Origin of the sequence: Streptomyces lacrimifluminis (assembly GCF_014646095.1) — a bacterium.
GTDB lineage: Bacteria > Actinomycetota > Actinomycetes > Streptomycetales > Streptomycetaceae > Streptomyces > Streptomyces lacrimifluminis.
This window is the reverse complement of sequence record NZ_BMMU01000012.1, coordinates 208870-233560: the sequence shown is the minus strand read 5'-3', so window position 1 is coordinate 233560 and position 24691 is coordinate 208870. Positions and strand designations below refer to the sequence as shown.

Annotated in this window: 17 protein-coding genes and 4 pseudogenes; 12 read left to right on the top strand and 9 right to left on the bottom strand. The window is 68.7% G+C overall.

The genetic code is table 11. The features are described from left to right. Positions 1-5 precede the first annotated feature (5 nt). The 4 genes and pseudogenes from IEY89_RS20115 to IEY89_RS20105 form a co-directional block, all read right to left on the bottom strand. Positions 6-4223, bottom strand: a complete 4218-nt coding sequence (locus IEY89_RS20115; RefSeq protein ID WP_189148823.1) for a LamG domain-containing protein — start codon at positions 4221-4223, stop codon at positions 6-8. A gap of 174 nt (positions 4224-4397) precedes the next feature. After that, positions 4398-5122 (bottom strand): annotated as a pseudogene (locus IEY89_RS20110) (glycoside hydrolase family 38 C-terminal domain-containing protein); the annotation flags it as partial. 53 nt (positions 5123-5175) lie between these two features. Then, positions 5176-5343: pseudogene (locus tag IEY89_RS42220) on the bottom strand (IS701 family transposase); the annotation flags it as partial. A gap of 4 nt (positions 5344-5347) precedes the next feature. Next, on the bottom strand, positions 5348-6196 hold the full coding sequence (locus IEY89_RS20105; protein WP_189148822.1) for a hypothetical protein: 849 nt from the start codon (positions 6194-6196) through the stop codon (positions 5348-5350). An 809-nt stretch (positions 6197-7005) separates the two neighbouring features. Here IEY89_RS20105 and IEY89_RS20100 point away from each other — a divergent pair. The 3 genes from IEY89_RS20100 (at position 7006) to IEY89_RS20090 (ending at position 9119) form a co-directional block, all read left to right on the top strand. After that, the gene (locus IEY89_RS20100; RefSeq protein WP_189148821.1) at positions 7006-7965 is read left to right on the top strand and encodes a DNA-processing protein DprA; all 960 of its coding nucleotides are present in this window, start codon (positions 7006-7008) and stop codon (positions 7963-7965) included. Positions 7966-8123: 158 nt separating this feature from the next. Further along, the gene (locus tag IEY89_RS40735) at positions 8124-8711 is read left to right on the top strand and encodes a ComF family protein (protein WP_229695318.1); all 588 of its coding nucleotides are present in this window, start codon (positions 8124-8126) and stop codon (positions 8709-8711) included. 198 nt (positions 8712-8909) lie between these two features. Beyond that, positions 8910-9119 carry a hypothetical protein gene (locus tag IEY89_RS20090; RefSeq protein ID WP_189148820.1) on the top strand — a complete coding sequence of 70 codons (210 nt, stop codon included), beginning with the start codon at positions 8910-8912 and terminating at the stop codon, positions 9117-9119. 510 nt (positions 9120-9629) lie between these two features. On the opposite strand, the gene IEY89_RS20085 is transcribed toward IEY89_RS20090, so the two are convergent. Further along, positions 9630-9998: a hypothetical protein gene (locus IEY89_RS20085; RefSeq protein ID WP_189148819.1), complete on the bottom strand. Its 369-nt coding sequence runs from the start codon at positions 9996-9998 to the stop codon at positions 9630-9632. A 1096-nt stretch (positions 9999-11094) separates the two neighbouring features. Between IEY89_RS20085 and IEY89_RS20080 the strand changes: the two genes are divergently transcribed. Further along, positions 11095-11433: a CRISPR-associated endonuclease Cas1 gene (locus IEY89_RS20080; protein ID WP_189148818.1), complete on the top strand. Its 339-nt coding sequence runs from the start codon at positions 11095-11097 to the stop codon at positions 11431-11433. Then, positions 11381-11725: a CRISPR-associated endonuclease Cas2 gene (gene cas2, locus IEY89_RS41930; protein ID WP_189148844.1), complete on the top strand. Its 345-nt coding sequence runs from the start codon at positions 11381-11383 to the stop codon at positions 11723-11725. Before IEY89_RS20080 ends, cas2 begins: the two co-directional genes overlap by 53 nt. A gap of 1051 nt (positions 11726-12776) precedes the next feature. Here the strand turns inward: cas2 and IEY89_RS20070 are convergent. Together IEY89_RS20070 and IEY89_RS20065 are read right to left on the bottom strand one after the other, a co-directional pair. Continuing rightward, positions 12777-13594, bottom strand: a protein-coding gene (locus IEY89_RS20070; RefSeq protein ID WP_189148817.1) for an IS5 family transposase whose coding sequence is annotated in 2 segments (ribosomal slippage) — positions 12777-13252 and positions 13252-13594 — 819 coding nt in all. Because the reading frame shifts where the segments join, the coding sequence is not laid out codon by codon here. Between the two features lie 127 nt (positions 13595-13721). Next, positions 13722-14063: pseudogene (locus IEY89_RS20065) on the bottom strand (hypothetical protein); the annotation flags it as partial. A 103-nt stretch (positions 14064-14166) separates the two neighbouring features. On the opposite strand from IEY89_RS20065, the gene ggt reads away from it, so the two are divergent. After that, positions 14167-15975, top strand: a complete 1809-nt coding sequence (gene ggt / locus IEY89_RS20060; protein ID WP_189148816.1) for a gamma-glutamyltransferase — start codon at positions 14167-14169, stop codon at positions 15973-15975. Positions 15976-16190: 215 nt separating this feature from the next. Here the strand turns inward: ggt and IEY89_RS40730 are convergent. After that, positions 16191-16406, bottom strand: a pseudogene (locus tag IEY89_RS40730) (GNAT family N-acetyltransferase); the annotation flags it as partial. A gap of 120 nt (positions 16407-16526) precedes the next feature. Further along, on the bottom strand, positions 16527-17318 hold the full coding sequence (gene map, locus IEY89_RS20050; RefSeq protein WP_189148815.1) for a type I methionyl aminopeptidase: 792 nt from the start codon (positions 17316-17318) through the stop codon (positions 16527-16529). Between the two features lie 32 nt (positions 17319-17350). Here map and IEY89_RS20045 point away from each other — a divergent pair, with 32 nt between their 5' ends. From IEY89_RS20045 to IEY89_RS20020, 6 genes are all read left to right on the top strand, one after another. After that, the gene (locus IEY89_RS20045) at positions 17351-17611 is read left to right on the top strand and encodes a helix-turn-helix domain-containing protein (RefSeq protein WP_189148814.1); all 261 of its coding nucleotides are present in this window, start codon (positions 17351-17353) and stop codon (positions 17609-17611) included. A 161-nt stretch (positions 17612-17772) separates the two neighbouring features. Then, positions 17773-19722 (top strand): hypothetical protein, encoded by a 1950-nt coding sequence (locus IEY89_RS20040; protein WP_189148813.1) that lies wholly within the window; start codon positions 17773-17775, stop codon positions 19720-19722. Positions 19723-19885: 163 nt separating this feature from the next. Next, the gene (locus IEY89_RS20035) at positions 19886-20728 is read left to right on the top strand and encodes a nitrilase-related carbon-nitrogen hydrolase (RefSeq protein ID WP_189148812.1); all 843 of its coding nucleotides are present in this window, start codon (positions 19886-19888) and stop codon (positions 20726-20728) included. Then, a complete protein-coding gene (locus IEY89_RS20030) occupies positions 20725-22011 on the top strand; it encodes an aspartate aminotransferase family protein (RefSeq protein WP_189148811.1) in 1287 nt (428 codons plus the stop codon). Before IEY89_RS20035 ends, IEY89_RS20030 begins: the two co-directional genes overlap by 4 nt. A gap of 24 nt (positions 22012-22035) precedes the next feature. Next, the gene (locus tag IEY89_RS20025) at positions 22036-23604 is read left to right on the top strand and encodes a PucR family transcriptional regulator (protein ID WP_189148810.1); all 1569 of its coding nucleotides are present in this window, start codon (positions 22036-22038) and stop codon (positions 23602-23604) included. Positions 23605-23793: 189 nt separating this feature from the next. Beyond that, positions 23794-24636: a nitrilase-related carbon-nitrogen hydrolase gene (locus tag IEY89_RS20020; protein ID WP_189148809.1), complete on the top strand. Its 843-nt coding sequence runs from the start codon at positions 23794-23796 to the stop codon at positions 24634-24636. Positions 24637-24691 lie beyond the last annotated feature (55 nt).

Sequence of the window (24691 nt, the reverse complement as noted above, 5' to 3'; positions counted from 1 at the left end):
GTCCGTCAGGGGCGGGTGATCACGTAGCCGAGCGGGCGGCCGAAGTCGGCGCTCCCCTCGCAGAACGGGTCGAGGGACTCGAACCACTCGGCGCCCTCGCTGCGGCATGCGTACAGCTGTTGGCTCTCCATGCCGTCGGGTGGCTCAGACCACAGGTGGCCGCTGGGCCAGGCACCCATGTCGTTCTGGCCTTCGCATGCGACGTCCGTGGACACGAACTCGTCGAACACGTCGGAGCGGCTGTCCTCACACAGCTTCAGCTGCGGTGGGCCGCCTTCGATGCTCCGTAGCGACACGTAGCCCAGCACCTTCTCGGTCTTATAGCCGGATGGCAGGAATTGCGCGTGCGCGCTGGTCCAGCGCTCCCCGTCCGGCCCGCGATAGCGGATGAGCGGCGTGAGCGTTCGTACGTATCCGAAAAGGAACTCGGTACGCACCTTGTCCGGCGTGCTCTCACAGGCGTCGCTATGGGACAGGTAGTGGTCCCCGCTTGCAATCACCACGCACCGGTAGACCGGCAATGTGGGAACGCCCTCGGGCGGGTTTATGTAAACCCGCCCTGCGGTGCCGAGAACCTCATATCCTGCGCAGTTGGCCGCGTGGTCGAGGAAGAACCCTCCGCCATAGCGGCAGGAGTAGACCGGCCGGGTGTCCGGCGCGCCCTCCGGTGCGCTGAACCCGCGCGTGCCCTCGAAGTAGTACCCCGGCGGCACCGGACCAGGGCCGGTGTAGCGCCTGCCGTCATGCCCGGCGAACTGCCCGAAGGCGCCCGCGAAGGCCGACGGGGGCTGCGGCTCCGTCTGGGCGCTGAGCTCGGCGATCTCCCGGTCCGCCAGCACGCCGTTATAGACGTGGACCTCGTCGATCGATCCCATCCAGTTCCCCGCCGGCTGGCCGTTCCACCTCCCCCGGCCGATGACCAGCGGGCCCGTCACGTTCGAGTTCTGCGTGCCGACCGCCTTGGTCCCGGCCAAGTGCCCGTTGACGTAGATGCGGATCTCGCCCGTCTGCGCGTCATGAACGGCGGCGATCGCCACCCACTCCCCCTGGACCGGCACCGTCCCGGACCCGGCAGCGTCCACCGACAGCGGGGTCGGGTTGGTCTGGTCCGGTGCGGTGACCAGGTGGAAGGACCACTTGTGGTCGCTGCCGACCTTGCGGCGCTGGAGGAAGAACCCGCTGTGCTGGCCGCCGTCCTGGCTCACCACGGTGCGCGCCGTGTCGTCCAGCACATCGGGTCTGACCCGCGCGGCGACCGTGAAGCTGGTGTCGGTGCGCGCCACCACCGGCTGGGCGGTCAGCCCGGCACCGGTCCCGTCCGCGAACCGCACCGCCCCGCCGCCGACCTTGCCCGTGACCCAGCTCGCGTTGCTCAGGCCGACGGTGCGGTAGTTCCCCGAGGCGTCGCCCGCGCTGCCGCCCGAGCCTTCGTCCAGCGGGTAGTACGCCTCCTCGACCGGCGTCCCGGCCAGGCGATCGACCTCGCTGCGCGGCGTGTCCTCCCCCGGATCGAGGAAGGTCAGGTCGCTGAGCGCCCGGTCATAGATCTGCACCTCGTCGATGTCGCCGGCCCAGTTGTCCCCGAAGGTCCCCCGCCATTTACCGCGGCCGATCTGGACCGAGCTGGATTCCCACGGTGTAGTCACCACGGCGGTGACGTTGTATTGGCGTAGACCGTTGACGTACAGGGTCATCGTTTGGGTGGGGACGTCGTAGACGCCCGCGAGATGGGTCCACACGCCGACTTGGGCGACCTTGAGCGATGTCACGGTGATCAGCTCGGCGTCGTCGGTGGCCTTGGACGCCATCCGGAAGCCGAAGCGGTTGACCTCGCCGATGTACCCCAGCGAGAACGCGGACATCCGGTCGCCCACCTGGGAGACCGCGGTACGGGTGACACCGTTCGCCTGGTCCAGCTTCACCCATGCCGACACCGAGAAGCTCCCGTTCGTGGCCACCGCGGGCCCACCGCCGGGCGCGACATAGGAGTCGCTGGCGCCGGTGAAGTGCAGCGCGTCCCCAGCCCGGCCCTTGGTCCAGCGTGTGGGCCCGAGGGCCACGGTGCCGTTGTGACCGCCCATCGGGTCGGTCACGCCGGCATCGGTCCAGCGACCGTCCAGCGCCCACTGCGCCACTGGGCTCGCGCCCTTCGCCACCTTCAGCGTATGGCGCTCGCAGTCCGAGCTCACATTGCCGGCCCGGTCGACGGCCGTCACCCAGATGTCCCAGTCCGCCGCCTTCATCGGCGTCACCTTGAACGAGGCCTCACCACCCAGATCTTCCGCGGGCACGCTGCGGGTCGTACGGCATTGGCTGCCGCCCTGTGCCAGGCCGTACCGGAACTCGACCACATCGGGGTCATTGGCCTTGACCGTGAACTCGGCCGGCGCACCCACGGTCGACTCGGAGGGCGGCGTGGCCGACGGCCTCCCGGGCTTTTCGTTGTCGATGTCGAGCTGGCACATCCCGGTGCCTGTCTGCGGCCCGAACAGGCTGGGACCCCAGTTGTCGCCGGCCCGTGCCCGCCATGAGAGCTGGAACCCGTGCTGGAAGGTCCCCTGCGGGATGACGTCGGTGAACTCCGAACCATTGACCAGCGGCCCAGGGGCGTTCGGCGGCTCGTGCATGGATCCATGCCGGGTCCACCGCTCGAACCGCATCCACAGGTTGTCGTCGTCCCGGTCGGTGCCGGTCGCCCGCAAGATGATCGGCCCGGACGCGTTGCTGGCATAGTCCGGGTTGTTCACATCCGTGCTGCACGGACGCGAGAAGCTCCCCGCCGACCAGGAGAAGTTCTTCGGCACGTCGGGCGGCCAGTTGTAGTGCACCAGCAGCGAGTACGCGTCGAACTTCTTCCAGCTGTAGTCCTCGGTCTCATCCTCGGCGATCAGCGCGAACGCGACGTGGGTCGCGCCCTGGCCGTTGGAATACCGCACCTGGTCGCCGACGCCCCAGCCGATATTCGCCGGCCCGCATGCTCCGCCCGGCTCGTAGCCGTGCATCTCCCTGCGGGTCCCGCCGATGGGAGCCGGAAATTCCTTCTGCGAGTTACGCCAGGTGAGGTCGGAGCCGAACGGGTTGGCATGGACCAGGCTCACCCCGAATCTCCTGCTGCCCCCGCCACAGGCCGGGGCGTACACCTCGTGCGCGTTGAACTCCGCACCGGACAACCCGTTCGGGGTCACGACCTGCGCGCCGTGCAGGCCTCTGATGTCGAACTGCACAAACGTACGAGCCGCGCCGATGCCGTTGCACGTACCGCTGGCGAGCCAACATTTGCCGACCTTGCCGAGGTTCTGCCCGCCGAATCTGCCGGGCGGCTCGACGTCCCCGCCGCCGTGCCAGAACGAGGAGTCCAGCTTTCCCGAGAAGACCTTGGCCCAGCCGCCGAAGGGGACCCACCAGTCCGGGTCGATCGACACCGGGAACTTGGTGTCCGGGGCCGTGAGCAGTTTCCGGTCCGGGATGACGGTGATCGCGTTCTTGGCCATCTCGAAACGGCCGACCGCCTCGTTCGAGGCCGCGTCCCACATCGCGGGAGCCGGCGAGGAAAAGACGGTCTTCCCCTTGGCGTCGACGAGCTCGGAGCCACCGCCCTTGCCCGCCTTCAAGGTGAGCCCGCTCGTCTGCACGCCGAACCGCACCTTGCGCAGCTCCGGGTTCTTCGCGGCCGCGCGCGTCTTGACGACCAGCACCTCGCTGAAGCCCGCCGACCCCGCGGTGAGCTTGAGGTCGACGCCCGGCATCACTTCCGGATACGTGGCGGTGTCGCCCTTGAGGACCGGTGCCGGCAACGGGTCCGGCCAGCCCAGCGCCACCTGCTTCCCGCCCTGGCCGAGCCGTACCAAAGGCTCCTGACCACCCTTGGAGAAGGCCAGCGACACCGCCGCGGCACGCGGGGCGACCGAACCGTCCGGCCGCCGCACCAGGGTGGTGTCGATCGCCACCCACTTGCCGTCTTGGCGCGCCCGGACCGGGCCAGGGTGCAGCACTGCGGTGAAGTGGCCCTTGGGGTCGGCGTAGACCTCCATCGTCTCGGTGCGCTTCGCCGTCACCTCGACCCGCTTCCCGGACGCGCGGGCCTGGGTTAAGGCCGTGCGCTCGGCCGGAGTGGGGGCCGAGCTGGTGGGCGAAACGGGCGGCGGTGCTGCCGCGTCAGCAGCCCTCTGCCTGGTCAGGCCACCCGCGCCCAGCCCTGTGAGCAGGACCGAAAGCCCCACCATGACAGCAACGACACCCCGGTACCGCGATCTTGCCATCACCCACCGCCCTCGCCCTGCCCCACCGGCGTCCACGATCGGGAGAAGGATGGCATCGGCGGATCGCGACCACCAGAGGGCGATCAGATTGGCCGGAATCCTGGGATGCCTGTCCCGATTGAGCGGGTAACCGGTCGATCATCCGGTTCTGCGCAGCCGCAGGGTCATGACCTGGAAGGGACGCAGCGAGACGGGGATCCGGCCCTCGGCGTCGATCGGCACGGGCTCGCCGGGCAGTGGCCGTTCGAGCAGGTCCGTGGCCGTCGCGGCGGCCACCGGGAACGAGGTCCGCAAGCGCGTGTCCGCCCGGCCGCTGAGCGACTCGTACGTCGTACGATCACGTCGCCGGACCGGTCGTCGGCGAGCTTGACCGTCTCGATCGACGCGGTGTTCCCCCCGATGCTCACCAGCGGTGCCGGGGGCGCGTCGGAACTGCCGGTGGCGACCCGGAGAGGCATGTTCAGCGCATAGCCGCCGGCCACGGCTGCGCCGGGCAGCAGCGTGTAGGTCATCCGGTGGCGCCCCTGGTCGGCCTCGGGGTCGGGACTGCGCGGCGCGCGCACGAGGCTGAGCCGTACGGTCGTTGTCGTCCCGCCGTCCGGACGGGTCGTACGGGTGACGTCATGCCCATAGATGGAGTCGTTGAGCAGTGCCACGCCATAGTCCGGTTCGGCGAGGTGAACCCAGCGATGGCAGGCGGTCTCGAACCGGGCCATGTCCCAGCTGGTGTTGGTGTGCGTCGGCCGGAAGACGTGGCCGAACTGGATCTCTGCGGCCGACCGGTCCGCGTGCACGTCGAGCGGGAACGCCGCCTTGAGGATCTTCTCGCGCTCATGCCAGTCGATCTCGCTCTCGATCCGTACCCAACCCCCCTTTGAATAAGCTCCCAGCTGTAGATCGTGCTCTTCATGGGGGCGGCCGGCCTGCTGCTGTAGTGGCAGGCTCGGGCCCGGGCTTGATGGCGTCGGCGCCATGCGGACCAGCGGAGCCGGTGTCCGGTTGCGTGGAGGGGCTGGGCAACGAGCGTAGTGAACAGGTGTTGGATCTCGTTGCAGGCCAGCTGGATCAGGCCGTCCGGGGCTGGAGTATTAACCACCCATCTCTTCGAGCCTCTGCTGATCTTGGTAGAGCTTGGCAACAAGCAGCTCGCGCGGGTCGGCAATCGGGTAGCGCATTTTCCGATCACGCTTGCTGAACGCGCGGCTCACGGGGTATCCGAGCCAGCGGTCGATACGAGTTGCCTCGATGGGCGCTTTCGGTCCACTGGTCAAGAAGATAAGGAACGGTGGGAACGAGACGGCCCAGAACTCGGTGCTGCTCGCGCCCTGGCCGGTGAGGCTGACGGACACGGATAGCACGCCGTTTCGGAAGTAGCACAGGCCGGAGCCAGCGAGCGCCAGGTGCAACGCGAACGGTTCGATCGACGTCGGCTCGTCGGAGTGGTAGGCAGCGGCCAACTGCGGCTGTGTGTCCAGCAGGTAGCGCGTGTCCTGTACGGCCAGCATCATGCCGAGCACCTGACGAACGATCTTGCCGGGATTCAAGTTCGTGATGTGCTCTGACCCGAGCTTTGTTCCGTGCTCCATCGGCAGCGTGAAGGCACCGCCTTCTCGGGCGGCGATGAAGAACAGGTCGTTGTGTGGCTGACCACTGGAATGGTGGAACGCCGCAGCGGCTTCCCGGAGGTGGCCGATGGTGTCATCGCGCCAGAGCGCGTACGCCTCCGGCAGACCCCGGTGGCTGGCCTTGTTGTTGTCAGCCCTGCAGAGCGACGGAATCGTGTGGCCCGCCTCGAAGCTCCGAAGTACCGTCAGCGCTCCGTCTTGCTCGTTGTACACGGTGATGGGTGACCGGTTGCCCGCGACTCTTGGCGGAAGGTGCTCCTCGGTCATCGGCCCGTGGTTGCCGCAGTGTCGGCACCAGTCGAAAATCGTCACCAGATGAGGCTACTAGTGCTCCGGCTGTAGGTCGTGGTCTTGCTGGTCGAGGCCGGTCCGAGAACGGGCGCGGCCACCGGTGATCATCGGTGTGCGAAGACAGAGGATCAGGCGGTGGCCGTAGGGTGCATCGTAGATCCTGTCCGCTGGCAGGACATGTTCGAGGCCCTGATGCCACATCCCGGGAGGTCCGCCAGGGTGGAACCACGACGCCGGGCACGGGAGTTGGTGCTGGCGTTGCTGTCGGATACCTGCCGCGCTGATCAGGCGACATCCTGTACCAGACGCCCCCGGTGAGCCTGCAGCTCGGACCGACCGCCGGGGCCTCGATCGCCTCCGCGATCAACACGTCCTTGTCCGCGTTGCAGCCGTTCTTGTCGTCGTCCTTCCAGTGCAGGTACAGCTCGCGCTTGTACCCCTCGCGGATCTCATCGGCGACGGGCAGGGAGGCGATGCCCTCCATGAGGGTCAGCTCGTCGGCATGGGCGGGTGTCGGAGCGAGGGTGGCGAAGGCGAGGGCGGCGGCGACCAGGCCGCGGCGTAGGTTCATGATCGCGAAAAGTGTCTGGCGGTCACAGGACGTAGATGGCTACCTTCGTCCCGGTCGTTCACTTGGGAGAGTGGCAGAAGCCGCCGAAGGTAGAAGCCCTGGTCATCCTGGAGGAGAGGCGACCGTCCGGGTGTTTTGCAGAACTGAAACGCCGGGCCCCCGTGCGCTGTCTGGACGCCGTGCGCCATGATGGGAGACGGCCCAAAGAATCAGAGCATCACCCTTCGAACAGTCGGGGCCATAAGTAGAAGGACACAAAATGCCCGCAATAACGCCTGAGCAGAGGGATCTGCTGGCGATCTGCGCCCTCCGCGTCGGAAGTAAATCCGTCGACTGGAACCTGATCGCCCGGACCTGCCAGTCGCCCGAAGCGCTCCAGGTCGTCCTCGGGGGCGACATCCCTGAAGACTCCGCTGTCGCTCGCAAGAACCTCACCCTTCTGCGGGAGGCGCTTCCTGTGATCGAGGATGCCCGCGCACGCGTCGCCGATGAGCTGGAGGCAGCCGAGAAGGCTGGCGCCCGCCTCGTGACGGTGCTCGACGCTGGCTATCCGGCCAACCTGCGCCTCGTGCCCAACCTGCCCCCCTTCCTGTTCCACCTCGGCGACCTCGAAGAGCGCGACGCTCGCTCGGCCGCCATCGTCGGCACGCGCAACGCGAGTGAGGACGGGATGCGCCGCGCCGCCCGCATGGCGCGGCTCCTGGTCGACGAGGACGTGGTGATCTTCAGCGGCTTGGCCAAGGGGATCGACACCGCCGCCCACACGGCCACACTCGACACCGGCGGCCGGACCGTCGCTGTCATGGGAACCGGCATCGCCGCGAAGATCTACCCTGCCCAGAACAAGGGACTGGCTGCCCGCATCGTTGATGAGGGCGGAGCCCTGGTCTCGCAGTTCTGGCCCACGTCAGGGCCAGCCACCTGGACCTTTCCGCGTCGCAACGTCGTCACCTCCGGCTCGACGATGGGCAGTGTCGTCATCGAAGCGTCCTCGACCTCCGGCGCCAAGATGCAGGCCCGCATTGCCCACGAGCACGGCAAGCAGGTCTTCCTGATCAAGTCCCTCGCGACGAAGGAGCCGTGGGCGGCGAAGATGGTCGCGGAAGGGAAGGCGGTGGAGGTCGCTGAGCTCGATGACGTCCTCTCGCGCCTCGGCAATGCCAAGCGAGTACAGCAGGCCGCGCAACTGCGCCTCCAGCTCGCGCTGGCGGGCCTGTGACCCACCAGTCTGATCTTCCGAAGCGACTCGTCTTCCCGCAGTGCCGTCGGTGCGCCTACCGATTCACCGGGACGACGCAGGTGTGCGCGGAATGCGCGGCATCGGCCGTTCGCCCGCTTGCCGAGCACCACTGTGCGGTATGCGGCCAGACGCTGGCCGTGCCGGGAGCGAAGTGCTGGAACAAGATCTGCGGCTGGGACGCGGACACCCGCTTCTTCACGCGCGTGGATGCTCTGGCGCTCTACGCCTTCCCTCTCGAACAGACGATCAAGGAGTACAAGTACGCCCTCCAAGACGGGTCGCAGGGTTGGGGAGTCATCTTCGGGCGGCTGATCGTCGGGTACCTCGAAGCGAACCAGAGTATGTTCGCCGACATCGACCTCATCCTCGGCAACCCCACCGCGCCTGGCCGTGCTCCGCTCCAGCACATCGAGATGATGATGAGGGCGGCCCACGCGGAGGATGGACTGGACCGCTGGCCACTCGCCGACCCTGACAGCCCTGTCCTGGTCAAGACACGGGAGACCGCGAAGTCGGCCGGCAAGGGTTGGTACGAAAAGATGGATGCCGCCCGCGAGCATGCCGCGGCGCTCGGGCTCCGTCAGAGCGTCGAGGGCAAGCGCATCCTGCTTGTCGACGACGTCTTCACCACCGGCTCCCAGTTCCACACCGTCGGCAAGTTCCTGCGGGAGGCCGGCAAGGCGAAGGAAGTACGAGGACTGGTCCTCGCTCGCGTTCCAGGCTGACGACTGCGGAGCCCGCCCCATGTACCCGAGAGAGTACCCGGGGCGGGGTTCCACTGTTGTCCAGCGGGTCATTGGGGCGGTTTGGGGGCCGTAGCGATCCATACGGCGGCGGTCTCAGCGAATGCCTTGCGGTACCGGCCCAGGTCCCCGAGGACTTCGCCGTGCCGGTCCCGCAGGTGCCGGCGCGTCTCTCGCCGGTTGCCGCCTTCGATCACCGGCGACCTCACCATCGCCACCCGCCTCCTTGCCGACGGACGCGCCCACATCGCTATCCAGTACACGGACGCAGACGAGTGGTACACCCTCACCGGCAGCCCAGTCCCGGCGCCGCCGCAGAGCCTGGCCGCCCTCCATGAAGAGATCCTGGAACGGGTCCGCCGCGGTAGCGGCGCCGAAGCACCACGCTGATCCTGTGGCACGTGGCGTCCCCTTGCAGTGGGACTCCGGTCCGGCGACAGCGGGTCGGCTCGAGGCCTTCCTGGAGGCAGAGAGTCGGCCGCATGCGCTAAACTTGATCTTGAGCTGGTCGCCGCAACTCGGGTCGGCTGGTTGTGCGTTGGTGGTCCAAGGAAAGACGTCCCGCTTCCTGCGGGGAAATGCAGGTGCAAGGCCTGCCCGGCGCTCGATACACGTAGGGCCCGTCCGTACACCGGACGGGCCCTACGTGTTGCCCGGCGTCAGAACCCGGGCGGCTGCGATTTCGCTGTTCCGGCGTGCGACGCGCCGACGGGTGTGGCACCGTGGCGGTCAGTGCGGCCCGCCGTTTTCCCCCGAATCGGCGGGCCGTCCGCGTTCTGCAGGCCCGGCCGGGTTGTCCACAAGCCCTCTTGTAAGTGGCGGACGAGCTGGCCTGCTGCAGCCGGTCGCCGACGTCTGCGTGGAGACGACATTGCGGGCAGGTGAGATCGGAGCACCGATCTAAATCCGCGAGGGGTCCTGGGGTTCAAGATCGAGAATGGTTCGGGCCTTGTCGGCGGCACGACCGTAGAACAAGCTCGCCAGCTGCGAAGAACCGTTGCCGACTTGGAAGAACGCATACACCAGGGCAACACTCTCACCCAGCCGCTCGATCGCGATGTAACCGTTGACGAGCACCCCTTGGTGCCTGGCGTCCATGCGCACCGCGGTCGAATCCGGGCCCCCGAAATGGATTGGTGTCAGCGAGAGCGTGATCGTTTGTTCAGTGGATTCGAGGCTGATGGAGTCACAGGACTCGAGAGCTTGCTCGGCTTGCGCGTAGTCGGCGTCGAGAGCGCCGGGCGGCTCCGCCGTCAGCGCTTCGTACACAGCAACCAGGCCGTTCCGACTCCGGAACGTCACCACGGCCTGGGGTGTGCCTGAGGAGGTGCCACCGTCTCCGTTCAGCCACCGCGCCAAGGGCTGGCAGCCTGTGTATCGGCTGTCCTTCTCTCCCTCGGACGGTGACGGGGTAGGGGTTGCCTTCTGCATGGCTGGTCCCAGTTCATCCGCTTTCAGTAGCGCCGAGTGCAGTTGCTTACTCGTAGGAAGCCCCATCGTGGGCGCTGGCGAGGCAGCTACCAGGGCTGATGCACGGTCCTTGGCCCCTGCCTGATTGGATGAAGCAGACGCGCCGACGGAACAGCCGCCGACGAGGGTCACTACAGCGACGCACACCGTAGTTATAGCCGTCCGAGTAGTGCGAGCACTCCTCATTGCGCCTCCCGTGACCTTGAAGGGTCGGCCAGCGGACTAACGGACGGGGCCTCGCAGGCCGTCAGCTACACGAGCACCGAGCACCCGATCGCAGACTCCTACCGATACCCTTTACTGGCTGTTTCGTTGGTCGGCATAGTCAGGGCAGAAGACCTTCACCGCAGCTTCGAGGACGATCCCTGCTTCGCGTGGGTCCAGTGAATGGTCATAGAACTCGATCGTGCCTCTGGCCAGTTCCGGGTTGCTCGGCAGGAACTCGACAGCGTCAGTGCACACCTGGGTCCAAGCTGTGCTAGGTCTACATCCGAGTTGACCGACAGGACACTGTTCTCGCGCAAGATGGCGAGGAACTCCGCGACCTGCTTCTCCTTGACGCTCTGCGTCTTGTCTTGAGCGGTCGCCCGCATGGGCGACTCACCGCTGTCGCCGCCGCAGGCCGAGACAGCGGCACCCAGGATGAGTACGAGGACAGCCACACTGCCGCCAAAGGATCTCACCATCGGTGTCTTCCTTTACGAGCACGGAACCCGGTGTAACTATTGTCCGCCTGCCCCGGGCGGCCAGCATTCGCTACGAGCTGCCGTCCTTTGCCAGATGGTACGCCGCCGCACGGCACCCCGCTCGGACGGCAGGCCGGGGCGGTGGCCCGCGAGCGAATCAGCTTGCCGCATCATCACAGCGGCCCCTTCCACACCCCGCCAGCGTGAGCATGGCCACGGCAGCAGTCGCTGCGGCCCTGGCCCTCGGCCTGGTCGAGGAGTTCCGGCCGCTGATCGTCGACCATCTCGTCATCGGCCTGTGTACGTCGGGAAAGATCGGCCCCGCCGGTTTCACGACGGACGAGACCGGAGGGAAGGGGTGCCGCATGGACCGCGACACGCTGCGGACCTTCCTGGCCGCGTACGAGCGGCGCATGCTGACCGCGGCCCACCATCCCTCGGCCGGCCGCTGCGTCTCCTACCGGAAGGCGCTGACGGTGCGGGCCCGCCACCTCGCTGACGTCATCACCGACCGGACTCCGGCCTACACACCCATCGGCTGGAGGTGAGCACACATGCCGGACACCCTGCTGGTCAGCTACGACATCGCCGACGACGACCGGAGAGGCGAGATCTCCGATCTCCTGGCCGCCCCAGGGGGCGCGGGTCCAGTACAGCATCTTCGAGGTCACGCTCCCGACGAAGAAGGCGGTCCAGCAACTTCGCGGCACCCTCCGCAAACTGATCGACCGCGACGAGGACCAGATCCGCATCTACCCGCTCCCCGTGTCAACGCTCAACGAACTGATCATCCTCGGCAACAGACGTCTCGAAGAACGCGCTGACTTCTGGATCGTGTGAAGGGAGACGCGATGCCCCACCCTTCACTCCACAGCTTGACCCCCGTAACCGCCCCGAGCGAGAGCACCTCCGAAGCAGAGATTCCCGCGCGACCCGTTGCCGCAGGTCACCAACGAGATCCACGTCGACGTGACGTACGTCACCGACTCCTGAGGGTGATGGCGCGCTGCCCTGCGCATCGGGCACAATCACCACAGGCCAGGAGCCCTCTCCAGGAGGAAGGGTTCCGCCGGAGCTAAAGCCCGTAGGGCGTAGAAACTCGAAGTCAGCGACGTACACACAGCCGATACGCTGGAGTTCCGCCGGAGCCAAAGCCCGTAGGGCATAGAAACTTCAGTCCGCCGCGGATACCGTGCTCGTTGTCCCCGGGTTCCGCAGGAACTGAAGCCCGTAGGGCATAGAAACGGGTCGGGGGGTGAAGACCCACAAAGCTCAGGCTAAGGTTCCGCCGGAGCCGAAGCCCGTAGGGCATAGAAACTCTAGAGGACGTCGCGACGCGTGGTGATGCCCGAGTGTTCCGCCGGAGCCAAAGCCCGTAGGGCATAGAAACTTGTCTGCTGCGCCGTGGAGTTGGTCTTAGGCAGCCTCCATTCCTCAAAAACTGAAGCCCCTAGGGCATGGAAACGGCATTGCCGAGGACCTTCTTGAACATGTCCCACGGTTCCGCAGGGCTTGAAGCCCGTAGGGCATGGAAACGCGTTGTTCAGGTAGACCTGGTACTGACGGTTGAGCAAGAATTCCGCAGGAGCCGAAGCCCGTAGGGCATAGAAACGGACAGACCACTGAGGAGCGTGATGGCGTCCTCGAGTTTCGCCGGAGCCAAAGCCCGTAGGGCATAGAAACGAGATCGGGCCGGTGACCGGCGCGAAGCCCTGCTCGGTTCCGCCGGTGCCAAAGCCCTTAGGGCATAGAAACGGGTCTCACTACAGGCCTTGTAATTCTGCGACCCTGAGGTTCCGCCGGGGGTAAATCCCGTAGGGCATAGAAACTGGCACGATTCCCTGCTTGGGGGTGCAACCCGCACGGCGTTCCGTCGGATTTAGACGGTGTCCTATGTGGTGAGGCGGACGAACCGCTTGTAGCAGCAGATGGCTGCGGCGAGACCGAGAAAGGCCAGGTAGTTACGGGGATTGCGTTCGTAGCGGGGGCTGAGTCTGCGGTAGCCGGACAGCCACGAGATGGTTCGTTCGATCACCCAACGGCGGCGGCCCAACCGTTCGCTGGACTCGATGCCTTTGCGGGCGATGTGCACGCCGATGCGCCTGCCGCGTAACCATTTGCGCAGGTGGGGGATGTCGTAAGCCTTGTCGGCGTGTAGTCGCTGGGGCTTGAAGTAGCGGCCATTGTGGGGGTCGTGTCTCGTTTGGTGACCCTCGACCATGGGCTTCAGGCCTTCGCTGTCGTGGACGTTGGCGGCGGAGACGCCGACGACCAGGGGCAGTCCGTTCGCGTCCGACAGGATGTGCATCTTGGAGCCCGGCTTGCCTCGGTCCACGGGGCTCGGACCTGTGTGTTCGCCCCCTTTTTAGCCCTTACGTGGGCGGAGTCGAGGACGACGGGGGAGACATCAACGAGGTCCGCATCGTCGAGTCGGTGCAGGACTGTTTCGTGTAGCCGGCCCCAGACGCCGGCCCGCGACCAGATCATGAACCGGCGGTGGGCCGTCGACTTCGATATACCAAAGCATGGCGGCAGAGCCCGCCAGGCGCAGCCGCTGACCAGCATGTAGATGATCGCTGCGAATAGCGTCTCATCAGTCGTGTTCTGGGTCCCGCCGCCCTGCGGCCGCACCCGATCCTCCGGAATCAACGGCCTGGCGAGTTCCCACAAGCCGTCTGGAACAATCCAACTCCACGTACCCCGCCCCATGGAGAGACCAACGAATGATCACCACATAGGACACCGTCTAATGAAGGCAGCGGGGCGGTGACCAGCACGGCAGTACCGTCAGCCGGGGTGCTGTCGTCTGGAGCGAGGGCGGCAGTGGCGGAGGTGATCTGCCGTTGGAGGCCGGGCCGCCCACGCAGAACTCGGTCCGCTCGCCGAACCCCTGCTGTGCGGTGTCGTGGGCGACGACCTGGGCGTGGGCGTGGCAGTCCTTGATGAGGGCGGCGAGCTCCAGGAGCGCGAACACGTCGTGCCGCATCACCGTCAACTCGGGTCCGCCGGCCTCGCGGTTCACCACGAGCAGCGACTCGGAGTTGTCCGGCAGTCCGAAGAAGGCCTGCTTACGGCGGAGTTTGCGCTTCCACAGATAGGTGCGGGCCAGCCAGCCGAGGGCTGCGCTGATACCGGCCGCGACCACACCGAGGACGATATTGCGCACATCGTCAGTCATGGGCGCGCATGCTAGCGGTCGACCGCAACGGTGTTCGAGGGGCCCTTACGGGACCGCTGGGATGAAGTTACGCTGCGCGGACGGTCGTTGACTGGAGGTATTGATGCGTCGCCCTGTCGCGCGGAGTCTGGCGGTCCTGGCGGTTTCGGCAACAGTGGTTTCGGTGGGGGCGGCTGCGCCGCCTTCCGGAGCCATGTCCGCGGACCCGGCGCCGAGGAAGGTCCCGGTCGCCGTTGGCTACGGCGGTGCCGTGGCGAGCGTGGACGCGGATGCCTCGGCCGTCGGGATCGAGATCCTGCGCAAGGGCGGCAACGCGGTGGACGCCGCCGTCGCCACGGCCGCCGCGCTCGGGGTCACGGAGCCCTACTCCAACGGCATCGGCGGAGGCGGCTACTTCGTCTACTACGACGCCAAGTCCCGAACGGTGCGGACGATCGACGGCCGCGAGACGGCGCCCCTGACGGCCGACTCGGGCCTGTTCCTGGAGAACGGGCAGCCGATCGCCTTCGCCGACGCCGTCACCAGCGGACTGGGCGTCGGAACCCCGGGCACGCCCGCCACCTGGCAGGCGGCGCTGGACAGTTGGGGCACCAAGCGCCTCGGGACGCTGCTGAAGCCGGCGGAGCGGCTGGCTCGCGACGGCTTCACGGTGGACGACACGTTCCGCTCGCAGACCGCGTCGAACGAGGCACGGTTCAGGAACTTCCCGGACACGGCGAAGCTGTTCCTGCCGGGCGGCGCGCTGCCGGTGGTCGGGTCGACGTTCAAGAACCCCGATCTGGCCCGTACGTACGAGGAGTTGGCCCGCAAGGGCGTCGGCGCCCTCTACCGGGGCAAGCTGGCACGGGACATCGTCGACACGGTCAACAAGCCGCCGGTGGACCCGGGTTCGGGCTACAACGCGCGTCCCGGCGAGCTGTCGCTGAAGGACCTGGCGGCGTACAGGGCGAAGCGACAGGCGCCCACGAAGACGTCGTACCGTGGCCTGGGTGTCTACTCCATGGCACCCTCCTCGTCGGGCGGCACGACGGTCGGTGAGGCGCTCAACATCCTTGAGAGGACGGACCTTTCGAAGGCGAGCGAGGTCCGGTTCCTGCACCGCTACATCGAGGCGAGCCGGATCGCCTTCGCGGACCGCGGGCGCTGGGTGGGCGATCCGGCCTTCGAGGACGTACCGACGAAGGAGCTGCTGTCGCAGTCGTACGCCGACTCGCGGGAGTGCCTCATCAAGGACGACGCGGTGCTGACGAGCCCGGTCGCGCCCGGCGACCCGCGCAACCCGGCGGCCTGCACGAGCACCGGCATCGCGGCGCCGACGACCTACGAGGGCGAGAACACGACGCATCTGACGGTGGCCGACAAGTGGGGCAACGTCGTGTCCTACACGCTGACCATCGAGCAGACCGGCGGCAGCGGCATCACGGTCCCGGGCCGTGGTTTCCTCCTGAACAACGAGCTGACGGACTTCTCCTTCGCGCCGGCCAACCCGGCCGTCCACGACCCGAACCTGCCGGGGCCGGGCAAGCGTCCGCGCTCGTCGATGTCCCCGACGATCGTCCTGGACGCTCAGGGCAAGCCGGTGGTGGCTCTTGGCTCACCCGGCGGCGCGAGCATCATCACGACCGTCCTGCAGACCCTGACGGGCTTCCTCGACCGAGGGCTCCCGTTGGTCGACGCGATCGCCGCGCCGCGCGCGAGCCAGCGCAACCAGACGACCACCGAGCTCGAACCCGGGCTGTGGAACGGCGAGTCGAGGGCTGGGCTGGAGGCGATCGGCCACGGTTTCCGGCTCAACCCCGAGATCGGCGCGGCGACCGGCGTGCAACGACTGCCGAACGGCAAGTGGGTGGCGGCGGCGGAGACGGTACGGCGGGGTGGCGGGTCGGCCATGGTGGTGCGGCCGACGTCATGAGTCACGCGGGAGCGGGCGGCGGCACGGTGTCCGAGGCCGTCCGCCCGTCCCCGTAACGGCTGACTATCGCCGCGGGCCAGGTGTACTCGATCTCCGCCAGCGTGAAGCCCGCGGCCGTCGGCGAATTCCAGGGGGCGTTCCGCCGTACGGACGCCGCCCGCGCGCTCGTGGAACGGGATCGCGCGGGCGTTGCCGCGCAGCACCTCCAGGCGGATGCCCCGGCCGTGGTGCAGCAGGGCGCGGCCGACGCCGGTGCCGACGTGACCCGGCCGGGCGTGCAGGTTGTCCACGTGCACCCGGCCGTCCGGGGCCGCGTCCAGATGGACGAAGCCGCGCAGCTCGCCGTCCTGCTCGGCGAGCAGCGGACACCGGTCGTCGGACAGCGCCGCCGCCGACCCGCCACTTCGCGAGGTTCTCCGCCGCCAACGCACCGTCCAGATACGCGGCGGGCATGAGCGCCGCGTACGCGCTGCGTCAACTGGCCGTGTGCAGGTCCGTGATGCTCTCCGCGTCGGCGGAAGTGCCGTTTCCGATGAGCATGGAGCCGAAGGCTACGCCCGGCTCGTGTGTGCCTCCTGCCGGGCTGTGAGCACCCGTGGCCCCGACTCCGTGATCGCCACCGTGTGTTCCGCGTGGGCCGCGCGGGAGCCGTCGTTCGTGCGGAGGGTCCAGCCGTCCGGGGCCTCGTGGTAGCCGTCCTTGCCGCCGCCGATCAGCATCGGCTCGATCGCCAGCACCAGACCGTGGCGCAGCGGCATGCCCCGGCCGGGGCGGCCCTCGTTGGGGACCGGGGGATCCTCGTGCATACGGCGGCCGATGCCGTGGCCGCCGAAGCCCTCCGGGATGCCGTAGCCCGCCGTTCGGCACACCTTGCCGATCGCGTGCGCGATGTCGCCGATGCGGTTGCCGACGACCGCCGCCGCGATGCCCGCCGCGAGGGCCAGCTCGGCGGTCTCGATGAGCCGTATGTCGGCGGGGCGAGGTTCGCCCACGATGAAGCTGATCGCCGAGTCGCCCGCCCAGCCGCCGAGTTGGGCACCGAAGTCGATGGAGACGAGGTCGCCGTCGCGCAGCCGGTAGCCGTCCGGGATGCCGTGCACGATCGCGTCGTTCACCGAGGCGCAGATCACCGCCGGGAACGGGGTGGGCGCGAAGGAGGGACGGTAGCCGAGGAAGGGGGAGGTCGCCCCGGCCGCGCGCAGTACCTCGTGCGCCACCTCGTCCAGCTCCAGCAGGGACACGCCCACGTCAGCGGCTTCCCGGACGGCGGTCAGAGCTCTGCCGACCACCTGGCCCGCCTCGTACATGGCATCGATCTCCGCGTCTGTCTTGAGTTCCACCATGCCAATTACTATACCGGTATTAGAATGGTGACATGGTACGCACTCCTCTCACCCCCGAAGAGCGTGAACGCGGCGAGCGGCTCGGCCGGTTGCTGCGTGAGGCGCGTGGTGGCCGCAGCATGGCGGAGATCGCGGCCCGCGCCGGTATCTCGCCCGAGACCCTCCGTAAAATCGAGACCGGGCGGGCGCCGACCCCGGCCTTCTTCACGGTCGCGGCGCTTGCCCGGGTCCTTGGACTGTCCATGGACGAACTGGTCGGGCGGTGCGAGCCCTTGGCCCCGGTCGCGGCGTAGGCCGCGGGGGACGGTTCCGGCCATTGTGCCGGTTACTCACGTCACGTTCCGCTGGGCGCGCGGTACTCTGCGTCCGGTCCGAAAACCCTTCGTAGTCCATCCGTAACACGGTTGGTGTTTTCTACGGGCGGAGAACTCCGGTCGGGCATGGGGTGGACGTCATGGCGGTGGAACAACTCCCGGGGCAGGTGCGGGAGTTCGCGGGGTATCTGAACGGCCTGCTGGCTCGCCTCGATCAGGGCGCGGGCTGGTGCGGCGTGTTCTGGCAGCGCGACCCCGACGGTATGCGCGCCTGCCTGGATGGGTACGAAGTGCCGCCCTGGGACGTCGTGGAGGCGCTCCTCCAGGATCTCGCCGCCGGGTACGGCTCGGGCGCCGTCACCCCGGAGGCCGAGCGGGCGCGTGCCCTGCACCAGGCATCGCTCGCCGCGTTCGACTCCCGCCCGGGCGCCCGTGACACCCTCGGGGACCGGCTCGACGTGATGCTCCGGGAACAGAAGTACGCCGCCGAACGGCTCGCCGAGCTGGGGCGGTCGCTCGGGTCCGCCGCCAGCCACGAGGAGGCCGAAAGTCTCCGCCTGGACCTCGCCTGGGCCCGCGACGACCATGAACGTGCCTCCGCGCGCTGCGTCGAACTCCGTTACCGCCTCGACCAGTTGGCCCGCTGGACGGTGAGCCGAGCGCCCTTCCGGCGCCTCGACCGCGACGACGAGGCAGACGTCTTCGCCAACCGCGTCCACAACGCCCCGCACCTCGCCGACGCACCCGACGGCGACCCTCTGACCCTGCCGAGACAACGCACCGACACCGAGGACACGGCCGACCGGTACGACGACGAGCGCGACGCCCGCAGGCAGCGAACGGACAGCCGTCCGGCCGCCGGATACGGGAACGGGTCGGGCTCTCGCCGAAAGGCCCCGGACGACCCCGCCCCGGCCCGCTACGGAGACGACCGGGACGCGGGCCGCCAAGGCTCCGGCGACCGGACGGCCGTCTGGCGCGAAGGCACCGGTCGCTCCGACCGCACGGACGACCGCGACGCCGCCCGCCCCACCGCCTACGGAGACGGCCGCGGTCCCGGCCGTGAGGACGCCGACGGCGAGGCGTCCGCCTGGCACGCGGGCAGCCGCCGCTCCGGCCGGACGGACGACCGCGATGCCGCCTACGGAGACGATCGCGGCCCCGGCCGCCACAGTCCCGACGACGAGGCGTCCGCCTGGCGGGACGGCGCCCATCAGCCCGACGCCCCCAGCACCCCGGAACCCTCGGCCGAGCGCGCGGCCCCGCGGCTCCCCACCGACTGGTACGAGCCCCCCGCCGCCGGCCCCGACCCCGAGCCCGCCCCCGCGGACCCCCGCCCCGCCCCCAAGCAGCGCTCCAAGCGCCGTGCCCGTGGCGGTGCCCGGTTCGCAGGGATGATGGACGACGCGGACACCGGCGCCACGCCCGTCGTCGACCCCACACCCGTACCGCCCGTGCCGGGGCCCGCCGCCCCGAGCCGCCGTACCCCGCGGGGGGCCCGGTTCGCCGGGGCCGCCGCCAGGTCCGCGGCAGCCGTGCCCGTGCGGGAGGCGCTGGACGACGACGCACGGCACGACACCATCGACGCCGTCCGCAACCTCGTACGACTGCGCGGCGAGGGACGCAGCGGCGAGGCGCACGCGCTGCTCGTCGAGGCCTCCCACTGGCCCGCCGCCCGTTTTCCGCTGCTCGCCGCCGAGCTGAACCGCGCGGGGCTCGGTGCCGACTGGGCCACCCTGCTCTGGGAGGCCGCGTCCCTGCCGGCCGACCGGCTGGTCGCCGCCGCAGACGCGCTTGTCGCGGCGGGACGGGAGACCGACGGCCGGCAGATCCTCCGGCAGGGCATCGTGCGGCCCGCCCAGGAGGTGGGCGAGGCGGTGCTCCGGCTCGCCGAGGAGGGCAAACAGCGCGAGGTACGTGCGCTGCTCGACGCGTACGTCCGGGTCCGCACCCCCGAGGAGGCCGTCCGCAGTGTCGCCGCCGACCCCCAGCGCCTCGTACCGCTGCTCCTGGAGGCGGCCCGGGGTGCCTCCGAGGACCGGTACTGGGATCTGGTGCACGCCCTGCGCGTCGCAGGGCACAGCGCGTAACCCGACCGGCTGTGACTCGCCCACCGGGGTGTGAAACGTGATCGACTCCGCGGGTTAACGGCGATGGTCTTGGCAAGGCTCCTCCGGAGGCTTACTTTCGAGCCCCTACGACCTTCGTCTACGGGCGTAGAGGCTCTCTGACGTCCAGCCGAAGGAGCAGGTCATGGCCAACGTCGTACGTGCCGCTCTGGTCCAGGCCACCTGGACCGGCGACACCGAGTCCATGGTCGCCAAACACGTGGAGCACGCCCGGGAGGCCGCCCGGCAGGGCGCCGAGGTCATCGGATTCCAGGAAGTCTTCAACGCCCCGTACTTCTGCCAGGTCCAGGAGCCCGAGCACTACCGCTGGGCCGAGCCCGTGCCCGACGGGCCGACCGTCACCCGTATGCGGGAGCTGGCGCGCGAGACCGGCATGGTCATCGTCGTCCCCGTGTTCGAGATCGAGCAGTCCGGGTTCTACTACAACACCGCGGCCGTGATCGACGCCGACGGGACCTACCTCGGCAAGTACCGCAAGCACCACATCCCGCAGGTCAAGGGGTTCTGGGAGAAGTACTACTTCAAACCCGGAAACCTCGGCTGGCCCGTCTTCGAGACGGCCGTGGGAAAGATCGGCGTGTACATCTGCTACGACCGGCACTTCCCGGAGGGCTGGCGTCAGCTCGGCCTGAACGGCGCGCAGCTCGTCTACAACCCGTCCGCGACGCACCGGGGCCTCTCCTCCCACCTGTGGCAGCTGGAGCAGCCCGCGGCGGCCGTCGCCAACGAGTACTTCGTCGCCGCGATCAACCGGGTCGGCCAGGAGGAGTACGGGGACAACGACTTCTACGGCACCTCGTACTTCGTGAACCCGCGCGGCCAGTTCGTCGGCGAGGTCGCGAGCGACAAGGACGAGGAACTCGTCGTCCGCGACCTTGATTTCGATCTCATCGAGGAAGTCCGGCAGCAGTGGGCCTTCTACCGGGACCGGCGGCCGGACGCGTACGAAGGGCTGGTGCAGCCGTGAGCGATCTGTACGGGCGTCACAAGGCGGTTCTGCCGGACTGGCTCGCCCTCTACTACCAGGACCCGCTCGAGATCACCCACGGCGAGGGCCGGTACGTCTGGGACGCTGACGGGAAGCGGTACCTCGACTTCTTCGGCGGCATCCTCACCACGATGACCGCGCACGCGCTGCCCGAGATCACCAAGGCGGTGAGCGAACAGGCCGGGCGGATCATCCACTCGTCCACGCTGTACCTCAACCGGCCGATGGTCGAACTCGCCGAGCGCGTCGCCCAGTTGTCCGGCATCCCGGACGCGCGTGTCTTCTTCACCACCTCCGGGACGGAGGCCAATGACACGGCACTCCTCCTCGCCACCTCCTACCGGCGCAGCAACCAGATCCTGGCCATGCGCAACAGCTACCACGGCCGCTCCTTCAGCACGGTCGGCATCACCGGCAACAAGGGCTGGTCCCCGACCTCCCTGTCCCCGCTCCAGACCCTGTACGTCCACGGTGGCGTCCGCACCCGTGGTCCGTACGCCGATCTGAGCGACGACGAGTTCATCGCCGCCTGCGTCGCCGACCTGGAGGACCTGCTCGGACACGTTCGCCCGCCCGCTGCCCTGATCGCCGAGCCCATCCAGGGCGTCGGCGGTTTCACCTCACCGCCCGACGGGCTGTACGCGGCCTTCCGCCGAGTGCTCAAGGAACGCGGCATCCTGTGGATCGCCGACGAGGTGCAGACCGGCTGGGGCCGCACCGGCGAGCACTTCTGGGGCTGGCAGGCGCACGCGGAGGACGGTCCGCCGGACATCGTCACCTTCGCCAAGGGCATCGGCAACGGCATGTCCATCGGCGGGGTCGTGGCCCGCGCCGAGATCATGAACTGCCTTGACTCCCACTCCATCTCGACCTTCGGCGGCACCCAGATCACCATGGCGGCCGGCCTCGCCAACCTCACCTACCTCCTGGAACACGACCTCCAGGGCAACGCCCGGCGCGTCGGCGGACTCCTCATCGAACGGCTGAGGGGAGTCGCCGCGCAGCTGCCGGGCGTACGGGAGGTCCGTGGGCGCGGGTTGATGATCGGCGTCGAGCTGGTGAAGCCGGGTACCGACACCGCCGACCCGGATACCGCCGCCGCCGTGCTGGAGGCGGCCCGGGAGGAGGGGCTGCTGCTCGGCAAGGGCGGCGGCCACAACACCAGCGCGCTGCGCATCGCACCGCCACTGTCCCTCACCGTCGCGGAGGCCGAGGAGGGCGCCGCGATCCTCGAACGTGCTCTGAGGAGCTGCGTCCAGTAACACCACAGCCAGAGAGACGGCCCCATGCTTACGACCACCACCTTGGAACCCGCCCTGTCGGTCCGTCAGGTCCTCGGCCTGGAACGGGTGCTCGCCGGGGAGCCCGAGGTGGTGGCCGGCGCCGGCCAGCTCGACCGGGCCGTGCGCTGGGTGCACGTCGCCGAGGCCGCCGACGTCGGCGTGATGCTCAGCGGCGGCGAGATGGTGCTCACGACCGGGGTGCTGCTCGCGGGGGACGAAGAGGCCCAGGTCGAGTACATCCGGTCGCTGCACCGGGCGGAGGCCGCCGCCGTCGTGCTCGGGCTCGGCCGCGCCTTCCCCGCGCCGCCGGACGTGATGCGGCGGGCGGCCGAGCGGTGCGGGCTGCCGATGGTGGTGCTCCACCGTCCCTTCCCCTTCGCCGAGTTGACGGAAGAGGTCCAGTCCCGGCTCGTACGGCGGAAGTTCGCCGCCGTGAGCCTGTCCGAGGCCGTACGGACCGCTCTCACCGGGCTCATCACCTCCGGCGCCCCGCTGCAGAGCCTCCTCGACGAGGTCGCCTCCCACAGTGCCTGTCCCGTCGTCGTCACCAACCTCGCCCATCGGGTCCTCGCCACGTCGGGGGAGCGGTCGGCCGTCGACGACGTGCTGCGCGACTGGGAGCGCATCTCCCGGCAGGCCGGTGGCAGCGAGGGCGACGGCTGGATCCGGGCCGAGCTGGGCGGGCGCGGGGAACGCTGGGGGCGGATCGTACTGTGCGGGTATCGCGGTGACGCCGCGACCGGACGGCTGCTCGCGGACCGGGCCGCCGAGGCGCTCGTCCTGCACCGCATGCTCGGGGGGTCCGTGCGCACCTGGGAGGAGCAGTCCGCGCAGAGTCTGCTGACGGACCTGGTGAGCGGAGTCGTACCGGCCCGGCAACTGCTTCCGCGGGCGCGGGCGGCCGGGCTGCCCGTCAACCGGCGGACGTTCGTGCCGCTCGTCGTACGGGACGGTGATCCCGCCGAACTCGACCGCGTACTGCGGCTGTTGGGGCTGCCGGGGCTGGTCGCGGAGCTCGCCGGCGACGCTACCGCCGTCCTGCTGAGCCTGGCCCGGGACCAGGACGCCAAGGCGCTGGCCGCGCACTTCGCGCTCCGGCTGCGCACCGAGACCGGCGGGAGCCGGACCGTCGTGGCCGCCGCCGAGGCGCTCGGCTCGTGGGACGACGTACCCACCGGACTGCGCGAGGCGCTGCACGTCGCCGCGGCCGTCGCGGACACCCCGGCGGGACAGGAGCTGCCGGTGCTGGTGCACCTGCGGGACGTACGGCTGCGCGGCCTTGTCCGGCTGCTGCGGGACGATCCGCAGGTGCAGGCGTTCGCGGAGCGGGAGCTGGACGGGCTGCTGTGCGGGGCCGAGGGCGAGTCCGAGCTGCTGCCCGTACTGCGGACCTATCTCGCCACGGGGCGCAACAAATCACGTACCGCGCAACTGCACCACGTTTCGCGGCCCGCCCTCTACCGGCGGCTGGAGGCGATAGAGACGCGGCTCGGGCTCGATCTGGACGACTTCGAGCAGGCCGCCTCCGTGCACATCGCGCTTCTCGCGCACGACGCTCAGCAAGGCAGATGACCGCACGCTCCAGCGCACCGTCTTACCGCTCCGAAACATCCAGGGACCAGGGAAAACAGTGGTGAAACATGGGCCGACGGCAGGGTGACACCGTGGAACGCCAGACGTCCGCAGGCGTGACACCGTGCAACTCAAACCCGCTCTCCGGGCTTCCTAGGCTCGCCCTACACCGAGTGACCGGAGGTCCCGATGAGCAGGGTGATTCGCGCCGCCATTTTCCAGACCGCCTGGACGGGCGACAAGGAGTCGATGATCCAGGTCCACGAGCAGGCGGTCCGCGACGCCGCGGCCCAGGGTGCTCAAGTCATGTGCTTCCAGGAGCTGTTCTACGGCCCCTACTTCTGCCAGGTCCAGGACAAGGCGTTCTACGAGTACGCCGAGCAGATCCCGGACGGCCCGATCGTCAAGCGCTTCCAGGCGCTCGCCAGGGAACTGGGCATCGTCCTCGTCCTGCCGATGTACGAGGAGGAGCAGCCCGGCGTCCTCTACAACACGGCCGCCGTGATCGACGCCGACGGCTCGTACCTCGGGAAGTACCGCAAGCACCACATCCCGCAGGTCAACGGCTTCTGGGAGAAGTTCTACTTCCGCCCGGGCAACGCAGGCTGGCCGGTCTTCGAGACCGCCGTGGGCAAGATCGGCGTCTACATCTGCTACGACCGGCACTTCCCGGAGGGCTGGCGTGCGCTGGGCCTCGAAGGCGCCGAGATCGTCTTCAACCCGTCGGCGACCTCGCGCGGCCTGTCCGCCTATCTGTGGCAGTTGGAGCAGCCGGCTGCGGCCGTCGCCAACGAGTACTTCGTCGGCGCGATCAACCGGGTCGGCGTCGAGGAACTCGGCGACAACGACTTCTACGGGACCTCGTACTTCGTGGACCCGGAGGCACAGTTCGTCGGCGAGGTGGCGAGCGACAAGGAGACCGAACTCGTCGTCCGCGACCTGGACCTGGCCAAGCTGCGCGAGGTCCGCGACCGCTGGCAGTTCTTCCGCGACCGCCGCCCGGACGCGTACGGCCCCCTGACGGCACCGTAATAAGCAGACGGCCACACCCGCGCCCCTTTCAGGGGCGCGGGGCGGCGTCCATCAG

Bases quoted from the DNA above. Each gene is read 5' to 3' on its own strand.
- IEY89_RS20115 (WP_189148823.1), bottom strand. From the start codon at position 4,223: ATGGTGGGGCTTTCGGTCCTGCTCACAGGGCTGGGCGCGGGTGGCCTG.
- IEY89_RS20100 (WP_189148821.1), top strand. From the start codon at position 7,006: ATGCCCGCAATAACGCCTGAGCAGAGGGATCTGCTGGCGATCTGCGCC.
- IEY89_RS20080 (WP_189148818.1), top strand. From the start codon at position 11,095: ATGGCCACGGCAGCAGTCGCTGCGGCCCTGGCCCTCGGCCTGGTCGAG.
- ggt (WP_189148816.1), top strand. From the start codon at position 14,167: ATGCGTCGCCCTGTCGCGCGGAGTCTGGCGGTCCTGGCGGTTTCGGCA.
- map (WP_189148815.1), bottom strand. From the start codon at position 17,318: ATGGTGGAACTCAAGACAGACGCGGAGATCGATGCCATGTACGAGGCG.
- IEY89_RS20045 (WP_189148814.1), top strand. From the start codon at position 17,351: ATGGTACGCACTCCTCTCACCCCCGAAGAGCGTGAACGCGGCGAGCGG.
- IEY89_RS20040 (WP_189148813.1), top strand. From the start codon at position 17,773: ATGGCGGTGGAACAACTCCCGGGGCAGGTGCGGGAGTTCGCGGGGTAT.
- IEY89_RS20035 (WP_189148812.1), top strand. From the start codon at position 19,886: ATGGCCAACGTCGTACGTGCCGCTCTGGTCCAGGCCACCTGGACCGGC.
- IEY89_RS20025 (WP_189148810.1), top strand. From the start codon at position 22,036: ATGCTTACGACCACCACCTTGGAACCCGCCCTGTCGGTCCGTCAGGTC.
- IEY89_RS20020 (WP_189148809.1), top strand. From the start codon at position 23,794: ATGAGCAGGGTGATTCGCGCCGCCATTTTCCAGACCGCCTGGACGGGC.